A 12539-nucleotide genomic window follows, 5' to 3' on the forward strand; every position below is an offset into this window, starting at 1 on the left:
TTGTCAAAGCGATTTAGAGACGCGACACCGCCAGCAAGTTAGAAATGCGACAGTGGTGCGCTTCTTGGCGCCGACGGGAGCGCCCGATCGGGCGTCAGCTGGTCGGGGTTGCGCAGCCCGATCGGGGGCGGCCCAGTCGATCTCCCGGCTTTAGCTTTGAGAGCCCGCACAACACATCGTGCTAGGGGTGCAAAGGTCGTCATTTCCGCGTAGATATAACGCCATGACGCATGAGACTGCCGCCTCCACATCCTATAAGAAACTGCCGATGGCCTTCGGAGGTGGTGCCATCATTGGCGCCCTCGGCGGCCTCATCGGCCTTGGAGGCGCGGAGTTCCGACTGCCGCTTTTGATTGGCGTGTTCAACTTCGCTGCGCTGGAAGCAGTGATTCTGAACAAGACGATGAGCCTGGTCGTGGTGGCCACAGCTTTGCCATTCAGGGCGCAGACAGTGCCCTTTGCCGACGTGGCCGCCCATTGGCCGGTCATCCTCAATCTGCTTGCTGGTAGCCTCTTGGGTGCCTGGTTTGGAGCAGGATGGGCAACACGCCTCAAATCGGAAACTCTCTACAAGGTGATAGCCTTGCTCCTGGTCGTCATCGCGGTCGTGCTGTTGTTCGGTCACGACCACGCCACGACAGGTGCAGCGCTGGTCACCGGCACAGCACAGCTTGTCGCAGGGGTCATTGCTGGGTTCATCATCGGCATTGTCGCCTCGCTCCTCGGCGTTGCCGGCGGAGAGCTGCTTATCCCGACGCTGGTTCTGCTGTTCGGCGCCCATATCAAGCTGGCGGGCTCTCTCTCGCTTGCTGTGAGTCTGCCGACGATGCTCGTCGGGTTCACTCGCTACAGCCGGGATCAGAGCTTCTCGGTCATCGGCCGCAACAAGAAGTTCCTTCTGATCATGGCCGCCGGATCGATCATAGGGACATTCATCGGTGGCCAGTTGCTCGGCTTGGTGCCGAGCTACGTGCTGCTTCCGGCACTGGCGCTGATCCTTGTGATATCGGCCGTAAAAGTCTGGCAGCACAAGTAGTCACTCGGCTGCCTCCAGTCGCTCGGCCGCCTCCATCCGAGCCATCGCCTGCTCCCGCCGGGCAATGACGGCCGGATCGTTCATGAAATCCGTCCTTCGGCCAGGCTTGCGCCCACGCTTCACATAGCCGTTGCTCTGGCTCCCGTCGGGAACTCCGAACATGTGGTTCGTCTGCCCGGTGCGCCGTGGTCCGTGCTGGCTACGCTGCAAATCCCGGCCGACCTGCATCTCGGCCACCATGGCAAGCGCTTCGTCCAGGCGCTTGTTCTCGACGATCTCCGATCTGTGAACCGAGCGCAGCTTGTCAAATGTCCTGTAGGGCAGGGACGTGCTGCCCGCCATGATCTCAAGCCGGCCGTCGGGATAGTCGCAAACGACGACCTTCTTACCGGCCAGGCTCTTTGCAAAGGCGCTCGGATCGAGGATGAACAGCACCTTGTCGTAGCGCAGCGTCAAGGCTTGCGACAGCGTGCGGAACTCCTTGCGGCACATGGCGCTGTCCAGATTCTCATGCTCGGCAAGGGAACGGTGCATATCCTTCGGATTGCGCGGCTGCTTGCCGAAGCGGACATTGAAGTCGGCGGCGAACTCGGCCGCATAGGCATTGGCCGCCTCGATCGTGCTGATGCCGCGTAGGCGCAATTCCTTCACAAGCCGGTCCTGCAGCGTCTGGTTGGCGCGCTCGACGCGACCTTTTGCTTGCGGGCTGTTGGCACAAATGATGTCGATGTTCAGCTCGTACAGCGCACGGCCGAATTGCGTCAGGCCGGTCGTTCGATCCTTCTCGGAGCCATGCGTCGCGCGGAAGACGCCATGCTTGTCGCTGTAGAATGAGATCGGCTTGCCCCATTCCCGCAAATAGGCCTTTGTGGCGATCAGGTAATCGAACGTGTTCTCGGAACCGGCGAAACGGAGATGCAGCAGCTTGCCGGTCGCGTCATCGATGTAGACGAGCAGGGCGCATTTGGGACCGCGGTTCTCGAACCACCAATGGTGCGAGCCATCGATCTGCACCAACTCGCCGAGGCAGTCGCGCCGGCCCCGTGGCTGGTGAATCTGCTTCTTGCGCTCCCGGCGCGATGTCCAGAGGCCGGCCTCCGTCATCCATTTGCGTAGCGTCTCGGTGCTGACGGCGATCTGGTGCCCCTCAAGCAGCTTCTCGCGGGCAAGCGTCGGGCCGAAGTCCCGGTAGCGATCGCGCACCAGATCCAATGCGGTGTTGCGGAACTCCTCATCATGGCGTCGATTGCTCGGCCGGCCGCGCTTCTTCGACGCAAGCCCGCCGGCGCCGTCCTGGTCATAGGCCCGCAACAGCCGGTGAACCTGACTGCGGCTGAGATGAAGGAGCTCAGCCGCCTGGACGACGCTCAGCCGCCGGTCGCGGATCTTCTGGATGGCTTCGAGACGATGCAGCTCTTTTTGCGACAGGGTGACCAAAGGCATGACGGCTCCGCAATGGGCCTGGTCTCACGCCAGGCTCTGTGTGAAGTCGCCAGCCTTCCTTTCCAGCTTCGTGTTGACCAGCCTCGGAAGCGGGAAGTGTCGCATCTCTAACTGGGGCAACTGTCGCATTACTAAATGGCTGCTACAGTTGTTAGTCGGATAATATCTGTTATGGAACTACGAAATTATATTATAAAACAATGACTTGAGCTGTCCTCCAACATCGCCTTCGGCGAATGGCCGAGCGTCTTCCACCATGCAAAGATGACCACCGTGCTCCTCGACTGGCTCACCCATCATTGCGAGACTGTCGAGACCGGAAACCATTCCTGGCCCTTTCCCGAAGCGCTGCGGCAGGCCGCACAATAGGAACCCTCATGCCGGCATGTTCTCGCCTCCCTCGAGCTTGACGGCGGCGCAGCCGGTCTCGGTCATCAAGCGAGCCGCGTTCCGGAAAGCTTGGTCCAGGCTTTCCTCGTAAGACCCGAACGGCATGTCAACGATCATCAGCGCGTGTTCAAGGCCGCGGCGGACCGCCTGTCCATGCATGATCATCATGTCGAGCGTGACGGCAAGGGTGGAGGGCAATCCATGCAACACCATGCCGACCCTATCGCCGACCAGAACCCATGTCGCAGTGCGGATCGACAAGTCTGGCAATCGGTGTCGTGTAAGCGGTGAGGCATACCAGTGGGAGCCCTCCCTTGCGCGCTGCGACCTCCGGCGGTGTCACAGCCCTCACATCCTGCGTAACGCTCATGGCATACCTTCCCTCGCGTTAGCCACCCGGCGGCGCATTTGGCATAGATTTGCGCCTGTGCGAAGGGCAAAGACTCGCGGCTCCAGCCGGTGCCGTTTCGTGCAGAACGTTGACGGGCAGGAGGCAGCAGTTCACCTTTGCTCAGCTTGCCCTCTTTCGGGTGGCTCGATCCTCGGAATTCAATCAAACCCCTATGCAAGACAAGACAACCCAGGCGACGAAGCAGCCGGCAAGAAACAGCCGGAGCCAGGCTATCAGCGCGGACCTGATCGCCGTCGTGATTGCCGTGACGAATGGTGAGCCACGCGTTCTGACCATCGGAGAGGCGGGGGCTTTGCCTTCCGGCCCTTTTGAACTCGGCCACCGCTCCCTCCAGTCCGGTCTAAGGGCCTGGGTAGAGCGGCAGACCAGTCATCCGCTGGGCTACATCGAGCAGCTCTACACCTTTGCCGACCGTGACCGGATCGGCGACGAGCGCGTCGAGCGCGTGATCTCGATCAGCTATCTCGGCCTGACGCGAGAAGAGCAGTCCGAAAGGTCTCCAGCGCATGGCTGGCGAGGCTGGTACGACTATTTTCCGTGGGAAGATCATCGCGCGGGCGTGCCGTTTGTCTTGCGTGAAATCCTTGTGCCCCGACTTTCCGCTTGGGCGGACGAAGCTGAAGGTTCAAGCCTGCGCCGCGATCGCCGGCAGCGCGTGGCACATGCCTTCGGCCTCGATGACCGCGACTGGAACGAGGAACTCGTCCTGCAGCGATACGAACTGCTCTATGAAGCCGCGCTGGTGGCAGAAGCCACACGCGGCTCGGACAATGGCAGCCCGCTATCTGTCCCCGGTCGATCGATGATTGCCGACCACCGTCGTATTCTGGCGACAGGAATCGCCAGGCTGCGGACCAAGATCAAATACCGCCCCGTCGTCTTCGAACTGATGCCGCCGGCATTCACGCTGCTGCAATTGCAACGCACCGTTGAAGCGCTTGCCGGCCGGCTCGTGCACAAACAGAATTTCCGGCGTCTCATCGAACAGCAGGATCTGGTCGAGGAAACAGGCGAGACGGTGTCGGAAACACGAGGGCCTCCGGCTAAACGCTTCCGCTTCCGCCAAACGGTTCAGGCGGAACGAACTGTCGCAGGGACGAAATTGCCACTTTCACGCGCTTGACATTCAATATGCTCAAGTTAAGCAATATCTCGATTATACTCAATACGAGCATAATGAGGATAAGGCATGTTCAACGCCTCAACGCGCACGACCGCGCTCTACGACCGAGTGCGGCGAGTCATCCCGCCCATCGAATGGCCAGCCTTCACCGATGATATCGAGGCCATCCTCGATCTGAAGCGGCAGCGAAACGCCGTCATCCTGGCGCATAACTACCAGACGCCGGAGATCTTCCATTGCGTCGCCGACATCGTCGGCGACAGCCTGGCGCTGGCCCGCAAGGCGATGACGGTCGACGCGGATGTCATCGTGCTTGCCGGTGTGCATTTCATGGCCGAGACGGCGAAGCTGCTCAATCCGCAAAAGACGGTGCTTATTCCCGACCTGCGAGCAGGCTGTTCGCTGGCGGACTCGATTACCGCCGAGGATGTCCGTCTGCTTCGGCAGCGCTATCCGGGCGTGCCGGTCGTCACATATGTCAACACATCGGCCGAGGTGAAGGCCGAGTCCGATATATGCTGTACCTCAGGCAATGCGAAAGCCGTCGTGGAGTCGCTGGGTGTTTCTCGGGTCATCATGCTGCCGGACGAGTATCTGGCCCAGAACATCGCCGCGCAGACCGACGTGCAGATCATCGCCTGGAAAGGGCATTGCGAGGTGCATGAGCGCTTCACGCCTGCCGACATTCGCCAGTTGCGCGAGGACCATCCCGGCGTGACGGTGCTGGCGCATCCCGAATGTCCGCCCGAAGTGGTGGCCAAAGCGGATTTCTCCGGCTCGACCGCGGCCATGTCCGACTATGTCGGAAGGCAAAAGCCGCCCCGCGTCGTGCTGATGACTGAGTGCTCGATGAGCGATAATGTCGCGGTCGAGCATCCGGAGGTCGAGTTCATCCGGCCCTGCAATTTGTGCCCCCATATGAAGCGGATAACGCTCGCCAACATCCGTGCGGCGCTTGAACAGAACTGCCATGTGGTGACCATCGCACCCGAAATCGCCGGTCGCGCGCGGCTGGCCGTCGAGCGGATGCTGGCTGTATGAGCATCGACGTCCACCATCTCGCCTGCCGCCCGGTGATCATCGGCGGCGGCATAGCCGGGCTGGTGACCGCGCTGCACCTGGCGCCCGAGCCGGTGCTTCTCCTGTCGAGAACGCCGCTTGGCTCGGACGCTTCCAGCACGTGGGCACAGGGAGGCCTCGCCGCAAGCCTCGGCGACGACGACGATCCAGCACTCCACCTTGCCGACACGCTCGCGGCAGGCGATGGGCTTTGCGACAGGGAGATGGCGAGCCGCATCCTCAATGCGGCGCCGGGCGCGATCGAGACATTGGCGGGCTTCGGGGTCCGCTTCGACCGCACGCCGGAAGGGACGGCGCGCCTCGGACTGGAGGCCGCGCACAGCCGGCGCCGCATCGTTCATGCCGGCGGCGATGGCAGCGGGCGCGAAATCATGCGTGCCCTGGTCGCGGCCGTCCGCTCGACGCCGACAATAGAGGTCGTTGAGGGGTTCGATGCGCGCCGGCTGGCCGTGGAGGACGGCAAGATCGCCGGTGTTATGGCCAGCGGTCCTACGGGCCCGGTGTTTTTCACCACGGGACGGGCCGTCCTCGCCACCGGCGGGATCGGCGGGTTGTTTCTCGACAGCACCAATCCTCTTGGCAGTTGCGGACAGGGCCTGGCGCTTGCGTCCCGCGCGGGCGCTGTCCTTGCCGATATGGAATTCATCCAGTTCCACCCGACCGCGCTCGATGGATCGAACCGCCCCATGACGCTGATCAGCGAGGCGGTTCGCGGCGAAGGCGCCGTGATCGTCGACGAGACAGGGCAGCGCTTCCTCGACGGTTTGCGAGGTGAGGAACTCGCGCCACGCGACATCGTCGCGCGCGCCGTCTGGAAACATCTGGCCAACGGCCACCGCGTCTTTCTCGATGTGCGAGAAAAGCCCGGCCCGGCATTCGCGCGACAGTTCCCGACGATCGCATCGGCCTGCGCCAGGGCCGGCATCGATCCGGTGCGCGATCTCCTTCCCATTCGCCCTGCCCAGCACTACCATATGGGTGGCGTCGCCGTGGATCTGGCCGGGCGTACGTCGGTTCCGGGACTTTGGGTTTGCGGCGAGGTCGCCTCGACGGGGCTGCACGGCGCCAACCGGCTTGCCAGCAACTCGCTGACCGAAGCCGTCGTCTGCGCGCGCTGGGTTGCCGAGAGTGTTACCGGTTCGCCCGACAGCGGCGGAAAGCCAGCTATGGCACCTCACCTGCCTGCGCCAGACCAAAGGCCCGTGCGTCCTATCCTGTCGCTTGCCCTCGGCGTCACGCGGGATGGCGAAGGGTTGAAAGAGGCTGCGCGGGCCTTGTTGCCGCTGGCTAAGCAGCACGACGCAGCATCCGATCCCGCCGCCGTCGGGCTGATGATCACGATTGCCGCCTTGCGGCGCCGGGAAAGCCGTGGGGCGCATTTCCGGACCGACTTTCCGCATCGTGCTGCCGTCGCCCAGCGTTCCGAAATCACGCTCGAAGCCGCCCTTGTGGCAGCGCGGGAACTCGTGCCCCTGCTGGAAGATGCCACATGATGAACCTCTCGCCGCTTCCGGTAATCATGCTCGAGCCTCTGGTACGGGCAGCTCTTCTGGAAGACCTTGGTAGAGCCGGTGACTTGACCACGGATACCATCGTGGCGAAGGAGCGCCACGCGACGACCGTGCTTGCGGCACGCCAGCGAGGCATTGTCGCCGGTCTCGATCTGGCGATGCTTGCCTTCAAGTTGATCGATCCGAATGTCGAGATGACGGTCGAGCGAGCGGACGGCAGCGAAGTCACCCCGGGAGAGACCATTGCGTCGGTGAGCGGACCGGCCCGCGCCATTCTCACCGCGGAACGGACGGCGCTCAATTTTCTCTGTCATCTGAGCGGCATCGCCACGGCGACGGCATCGGTCGTCGCGGCGGTCCGCGCCCACGGCGCAAAGATCGTCTGCACGCGCAAGACGACGCCTGGATTGCGGGCGGTCGAAAAATACGCCGTGCGTGCCGGTGGCGGCTGCAATCACCGTTTCGGGCTCGACGACGCCATCCTGATCAAGGACAACCACATCGCCGTAGCCGGTGGAATTCGCACGGCAATCGAGCGGGCGCGAATGAGCGTCGGTCATCTCGTCAAGATCGAAGTAGAAGTCGATACGCTCACCCAGCTGCAAGAGGCCCTAGTGCTCGCCCCTGACGCTGTGCTGCTCGACAACATGCCGGTTGACGACTTGCGCCAGGCGGTGGTGATGGTTGCCGGCCGAGCGATCACCGAGGCGTCCGGCAGGATCACCGCCGCGACGGCGCCCGCCATCGCCGCGACCGGTGTCGATCTGATTTCGGTCGGCTGGTTGACTCACAGCGCCCCGATCCTCGATATCGGCCTCGATTACCGTGAGCTTTGATCGTCGAGGCTGACCCTACCTACCCGGCTTCTTTAGCGGGGCGACCAGCCGCCCAGACGGCTGGCAATGGCGCACAGGAAATCAGACCCAACTTAAAGATCGCAGGCAAGCTGCAATGCATCTGCGTCACCGAAGCGAACGTTCAGGCTGTCATCGGCGCATTCGACCGACAAGTCCGATATCCATTCTTCATTTTCTTCCTTCAGCTGTTGAGCGCCAAGACGAGCGGCAGGCCGAACAGGGACGCCCAGGCTTGAGCGCTCGCCTTTTCGATCGCTAGGATGTTGGTGTCGCCCGTCCACCAACCATTTCCGGTTGCGACGATGACATCCGGTCGACGGAGCATGGATTGGAGTACCGGCCAGACGATCAGCTGCTCGTAGCAAATCAGCGGCGCAACCTTCACGCCCGCGACGTCGACGACCGGATTGGCAAAGACATGCGCCCGCGCCCCGCTGCCCTGCCCCACCCAGGCGAGCCAAGGCTGCCACATGGAAACGGGCACTGGCATGCGCTGGCGATACAGAACTTCGCTTCCCTCGGCCGAGATCCGCATCATGACGTTGTCGTAGCCATCCTGGTCCACCACCGCGGCCCCTGCGATGACCGTCACGCCACTACCAGTTAGCTGCCGTGCCCAGAGCCGTTCGATGGTCGGCGTCCAGAGGCCGGCGGCGCTTTCTGGCAGGACAACGACCTTGGGCGAGGTCCATCCCCGCTCGACAGGCGCAAGTCGTGTTCAGGTCTTGGGCGCGATCACCGCGAAGGCGAAGCCGCAGCGGTCGCACGCACGCGTAGCGAACCCTGAGCGGATCGGCGGCCGAATTTAGGATAATGCAGGAACCGAGCCGGAGTGCGTTACGGATCGTTGCGGCGCAGAGCACCAGCGCCCAATGTCCGCGATTCCTTTGTGGGCCGCGTGGCAGTTGCCTGGCTAGGCGATTTGTAAGTTGTTTTTGGACCTGCTCCCGGCAGGCTGTTCGATTTAGGCGGGTCGGTCGAGCGCTGCCAAGACAGCGAGTGAAACCTCGGTGGTCGAAGACTTGCCGTCCTGATCAGGAGTCCGGATTTTCTTTTGTGACGTGACGCTCTCTATGGCCGCAAGAATTGCAGACGCAGCTGACCGCTCACCCAAGTGTTCGAGCATCAAGGCGCCACTCCATATCGTGGCGATAGGATTTGCGATTCCCTTGCCGGCGATATCGGGGGCAGAGCCATGAACCGGTTCGAACATCGATGGTACGCCGCCCTTTGGATTGATGTTGGCTGACGCGGCAAAGCCCAGGCCACCCTGGATGGCTGCGCCCAGATCGGTCAAGATGTCACCAAAAAGATTTGAGGCGACGACGACATCAAGGGTCTCCGGGTTCATCACAAAACGGGCAGCGATTGCGTCGACATGATAGCGGGTTACCTGGACATCAGGATAGTCTGCGGCCAGTTCGTCAGTCACTTCGTCCCAGAACACCATCGAATGCTTCTGGGCGTTTGATTTTGTAACCGAGGCCAGCCGACCGCTGCGTTTGCGTGCTTGCTCGAACCCGTATCGCAAAATCCGCTCGACACCCCGACGTGTGAAAATGGATGTCTCGACGGCTACTTCATCCGGCGTTCCGACGTGGATGCGCCCGCCGGCGCCACTGTATTCACCCTCGGTGTTTTCCCGGATGCACAGAATGTCGAAGTTTTCCGATCTCAATGGCCCAGTCGTGCCGGCGAGAAGTTTGTGCGGTCGCGCGTTCACATAGAGATCGAATGCCTTGCGAATTGGCAGCAGCAACCCATGCAGGGAAACCGCATCTGGCACCCGGGCTGGCCAGCCGACCGCGCCCAGCAGAATGGAGTCGAAAGCCCTCAAAGTCGCTATGCCGTCTTCCGGCATCATGCGGCCATGCTTCAGATAATAATCGCACGACCAGTCGAAGCGCTGCGGCGAGAGGCCGAAGCCGAATTTTCTGGCCGCACCGTCAAGGACGACCCATGCGGCATCGGTCACATCGATGCCGACGCCGTCTCCGGGGATGAGCGCGATTTTATAGTCTTTCATGGTCTTGTCTCCGACTACAAACCGAGACCGCCGACGCAGACGTATTTGACGTCTAGATAGTCATCGAGCCCGTATTTCGATCCCTCTTTGCCAACGCCAGATTCCTTCAGTCCTCCGAACGGCGCGACTTCCGTCGTGATCAAGCCCTCGTTGACGCCGACAAGGCCGTATTGGAGGCGCTCGGAAACACGAAAAGCCCTGCCGAGATCCTGCGTGTAGAAATAGGCGGCCAGCCCGTACTGGGTGTCGTTCGCCAGGCGAACGGCCTCGTCCTCGGTCTCGAACTTGAAGACAGGCGCTATGGGGCCGAAGATTTCGTCGCGCGCAAAGTCCATGGTCGAATTCGCATTGGCGAGAACCGTCGCCTCATAGAAGCGTCCGCCTGTCGAATGCCGCCTGCCACCAGTGATAACGCTGGCACCTTTGGCAAGTGCATCGCTCATGAACGCCTCGACCTTGACCACAGCGGCATCGTCGATCAACGGACCCAAAGTCGTACCCCTTACCAGTCCAGAGCCAACGACAAGCGTCCGCGTTGCGGCCGCGAAAGCTTCGAGAAATCGATCGTGGATACCAGCCTGCACATAAAGCCTGTTGGTGCAGACGCAGGTCTGACCCGCATTGCGGAACTTGGCGGCGATGGCGCCCGCTACCGCACGGTCAAGATCGGCATCGTCAAAAATCAGGAACGGGGCGTTGCCGCCGAGTTCCATCGAAACCTTCTTGACGGTTTCGGCAGCCTGCTTGAGCAGGAGTTTCCCAACATCAGTTGAGCCGGTGAAGGTAATCTTGCGCACCAGGGGATTTGAGGTCAGTTCGCCGCCGATCTCGCGCGCGCTGCCCGTCAGAATATTGATGACGCCCACGGGGATGCCAACCTGTTCCGCCAGCACGCCCCAGGCGAGCGCCGAATAGGGCGTCACGCTGGCGGGTTTGGCAACGACTGTGCATCCCGCGGCAAGGGCAGGGCCAATCTTTCGTGCCAGCATCGAAGACGGAAAATTCCAGGGTGTGATGGCGCCGACGACGCCCACTGGGCTCTTCGTCACCAGGATACGACGGTCAGCCCAGGGCGAAGGAACCGTGTCTCCATAGACGCGACGAGCCTCCTCAGCAAACCATTGGATGTAGGCAGCACCTGTCGCGATCTCGCCCTTGGCCTCGGCAAGCGGCTTGCCCTGCTCACGGGTGAGAAGTTCGGCCAGTGCATCCTGGTGGTCGAGAAGTGCCGTCGAAAGATCGCGCAGCATTCTCGCTCTGACCGCTGCGGTCGTCTGGCTGAAACTGGCGAACGCTGCCGCAGCGGCATCGATCGCTCGTCTGGTCTCGGCCGCACCGGCATTAGGGACAGTGCCGATGATTTCGCCACTTGCTGGATCGATGACGTCGAGCGTCCCGCCATCGTCCGCCGACGTCCACTGACCTCCCACCAGGATCTGTTCGCGGCGGAAATCGCTCCATGAACTCATTGACTCAGTCCTCGTTCCGAAAATTGTGGTTGGAGTTTTGGAGAGGCGTAGCGACAAATCGAGAAAGACATTTGCGCGCTAACGAAGCCGGTGGCCGGACGGCCCTCCACCTTACAGAGCGGGGGCGGGAGAATGGTTCGGCGGCCTTTTATGGCGATCGACGCGGTGGTTTCGTCCGACGTCTAAACCGACGGCTTCTTCAAGATGGAGCCGATGGCCAATGATATGATCCGCCCCGCGGTCAATGCGGAATTGCCGTCCGGATCTTTCGACGGGACAAATTCCACTGCTGCAATGCTGCAGATCGTTGCTTTCGCCGCGACAGCTTTAATCAGCTCGACGACCTCCCAGTACAACAGCCCACCCGGCGCCGGAACAAAGACGGCGGGCATGATTGTCGGATCGAGCCCGTCAAAGTCGAGGTTTATGTGGACATTAGACCCGGAAGGAATGGCATCGACGATCGGTTGAATGCCTTTTTGACGGACGACCTGTGCCGGAAAGAACTTTACGCCCCAGGCTTTTGCATCGGCGATTTCCTGGGGCCCAGCCGAACTTAGGCCGCGCGCGCCAACCTGCACCATATTGGTGACATGCGGTTCTTCAGACGCGCGCCGCATAACACTGGAGAGGCCATGGCGTTCCCCTGCGACCTCATCGCGCCAGTCAATATGGGCATCCATCTGTAGAATGGTCACGTCGGCTTTAGCCGATAGCGCCTTGATGATGGGAACCGGAACCGAATCATCGCCGCCCAGCACAATCGGGATGGCGCCTTTTTCGACGATCTTGGCTATAGTGTCGTGGATGAGCTTCCGATTCTCCTCAGGCGTGTCAACGCGGGTTGGCAGATCGCCATAGTCGCGGACGCGATCCTCAGCACCGCAAAACGGCAGTGCATCCAGATCCCAGTCGTATCGATCTTTCGTTGCCGACCAGATAGCCAGCCCGTCCCGTATCGCGCGCGGTGCATCCAGATTTGCTTGGGTGTATTCGACGGCGCCTGGATACGGCGTAGCGCATGGGATTCCGAGTATAACAACCTCGGCATTAAGCTCGTCGAGATTTTTGCACGCGGCGACGCCCATGAACGTATCGGAACTCGCCGTCCCCAACATCGGCATGACGCTTCGGGGCTTCAGTGCATTGTCCATATCGCTGATCTCTTTGGCCCGCTTTTTGCCTGGGCTTA

Annotated in this window: 9 protein-coding genes and 3 pseudogenes; 6 read left to right on the plus strand and 6 right to left on the minus strand. The window is 61.5% G+C overall.

Going from position 1 to position 12539, the window contains the following annotated elements; all coding sequences use genetic code 11:
* Nucleotides 1–223 precede the first annotated feature (223 nt).
* Nucleotides 224–1036, plus strand: coding sequence for a sulfite exporter TauE/SafE family protein (locus MESS4_RS30995; protein ID WP_006340005.1), 813 nt, complete (start codon nucleotides 224–226; stop codon nucleotides 1034–1036).
* Here MESS4_RS30995 and MESS4_RS31000 read toward each other — a convergent pair whose 3' ends face one another.
* The gene (locus MESS4_RS31000) at nucleotides 1037–2479 is read right to left on the minus strand and encodes an ISNCY family transposase (RefSeq protein WP_006340008.1); all 1443 of its coding nucleotides are present in this window, start codon (nucleotides 2477–2479) and stop codon (nucleotides 1037–1039) included. It abuts the gene before it with no gap.
* A gap of 210 nt (nucleotides 2480–2689) precedes the next feature.
* Between MESS4_RS31000 and MESS4_RS32940 the strand changes: the two are divergent.
* A pseudogene (locus MESS4_RS32940) lies at nucleotides 2690–2848 on the plus strand (ATP-binding protein); the annotation flags it as partial.
* A 15-nt stretch (nucleotides 2849–2863) separates the two neighbouring features.
* On the opposite strand, the pseudogene MESS4_RS31005 reads toward MESS4_RS32940, so the two are convergent.
* A pseudogene (locus MESS4_RS31005) lies at nucleotides 2864–3239 on the minus strand (3-methyl-2-oxobutanoate hydroxymethyltransferase); the annotation flags it as partial.
* A gap of 193 nt (nucleotides 3240–3432) precedes the next feature.
* On the opposite strand from MESS4_RS31005, the gene MESS4_RS31010 reads away from it, so the two are divergent.
* From MESS4_RS31010 to nadC, 4 genes are all read left to right on the plus strand, one after another.
* Nucleotides 3433–4404, plus strand: coding sequence for a hypothetical protein (locus MESS4_RS31010; RefSeq protein ID WP_006340016.1), 972 nt, complete (start codon nucleotides 3433–3435; stop codon nucleotides 4402–4404).
* Between the two features lie 66 nt (nucleotides 4405–4470).
* Nucleotides 4471–5445 (plus strand): quinolinate synthase NadA, encoded by a 975-nt coding sequence (nadA, locus tag MESS4_RS31015; RefSeq protein ID WP_006340017.1) that lies wholly within the window; start codon nucleotides 4471–4473, stop codon nucleotides 5443–5445.
* Nucleotides 5442–6977: an L-aspartate oxidase gene (locus tag MESS4_RS31020; RefSeq protein ID WP_006340019.1), complete on the plus strand. Its 1536-nt coding sequence runs from the start codon at nucleotides 5442–5444 to the stop codon at nucleotides 6975–6977. The genes nadA and MESS4_RS31020 overlap by 4 nt, the downstream gene beginning before the upstream one ends.
* Nucleotides 6977–7831, plus strand: coding sequence for a carboxylating nicotinate-nucleotide diphosphorylase (gene nadC / locus MESS4_RS31025; protein WP_006340021.1), 855 nt, complete (start codon nucleotides 6977–6979; stop codon nucleotides 7829–7831). Before MESS4_RS31020 ends, nadC begins: the two co-directional genes overlap by 1 nt.
* A gap of 202 nt (nucleotides 7832–8033) precedes the next feature.
* Here nadC and MESS4_RS31030 read toward each other — a convergent pair.
* The 4 genes and pseudogenes from MESS4_RS31030 to MESS4_RS31045 form a co-directional block, all read right to left on the minus strand.
* Nucleotides 8034–8531 (minus strand): annotated as a pseudogene (locus MESS4_RS31030) (nitrilase-related carbon-nitrogen hydrolase); the annotation flags it as partial.
* A 285-nt stretch (nucleotides 8532–8816) separates the two neighbouring features.
* Nucleotides 8817–9878 (minus strand): tartrate dehydrogenase, encoded by a 1062-nt coding sequence (locus tag MESS4_RS31035; protein WP_006340026.1) that lies wholly within the window; start codon nucleotides 9876–9878, stop codon nucleotides 8817–8819.
* Between the two features lie 14 nt (nucleotides 9879–9892).
* Nucleotides 9893–11347: an NAD-dependent succinate-semialdehyde dehydrogenase gene (locus MESS4_RS31040; protein WP_006340027.1), complete on the minus strand. Its 1455-nt coding sequence runs from the start codon at nucleotides 11345–11347 to the stop codon at nucleotides 9893–9895.
* Between the two features lie 182 nt (nucleotides 11348–11529).
* On the minus strand, nucleotides 11530–12539 hold a 1010-nt coding region (locus tag MESS4_RS31045), incomplete at its 5' end, for an arginase family protein (RefSeq protein ID WP_198292825.1).

It is taken from the genome of Mesorhizobium sp. STM 4661, from assembly GCF_000359125.1.
GTDB lineage: Bacteria > Pseudomonadota > Alphaproteobacteria > Rhizobiales > Rhizobiaceae > Mesorhizobium.

What these genes read in the sequence shown, in the direction of transcription:
- MESS4_RS30995 (WP_006340005.1), top strand. Translation starts at nt 224, where the DNA reads ATGACGCATGAGACTGCCGCCTCCACATCCTATAAGAAACTGCCGATG.
- MESS4_RS31000 (WP_006340008.1), bottom strand. Translation starts at nt 2,479, where the DNA reads ATGCCTTTGGTCACCCTGTCGCAAAAAGAGCTGCATCGTCTCGAAGCC.
- MESS4_RS31010 (WP_006340016.1), top strand. Translation starts at nt 3,433, where the DNA reads ATGCAAGACAAGACAACCCAGGCGACGAAGCAGCCGGCAAGAAACAGC.
- nadA (WP_006340017.1), top strand. Translation starts at nt 4,471, where the DNA reads ATGTTCAACGCCTCAACGCGCACGACCGCGCTCTACGACCGAGTGCGG.
- MESS4_RS31020 (WP_006340019.1), top strand. Translation starts at nt 5,442, where the DNA reads ATGAGCATCGACGTCCACCATCTCGCCTGCCGCCCGGTGATCATCGGC.
- nadC (WP_006340021.1), top strand. Translation starts at nt 6,977, where the DNA reads ATGAACCTCTCGCCGCTTCCGGTAATCATGCTCGAGCCTCTGGTACGG.
- MESS4_RS31035 (WP_006340026.1), bottom strand. Translation starts at nt 9,878, where the DNA reads ATGAAAGACTATAAAATCGCGCTCATCCCCGGAGACGGCGTCGGCATC.
- MESS4_RS31040 (WP_006340027.1), bottom strand. Translation starts at nt 11,347, where the DNA reads ATGAGTTCATGGAGCGATTTCCGCCGCGAACAGATCCTGGTGGGAGGT.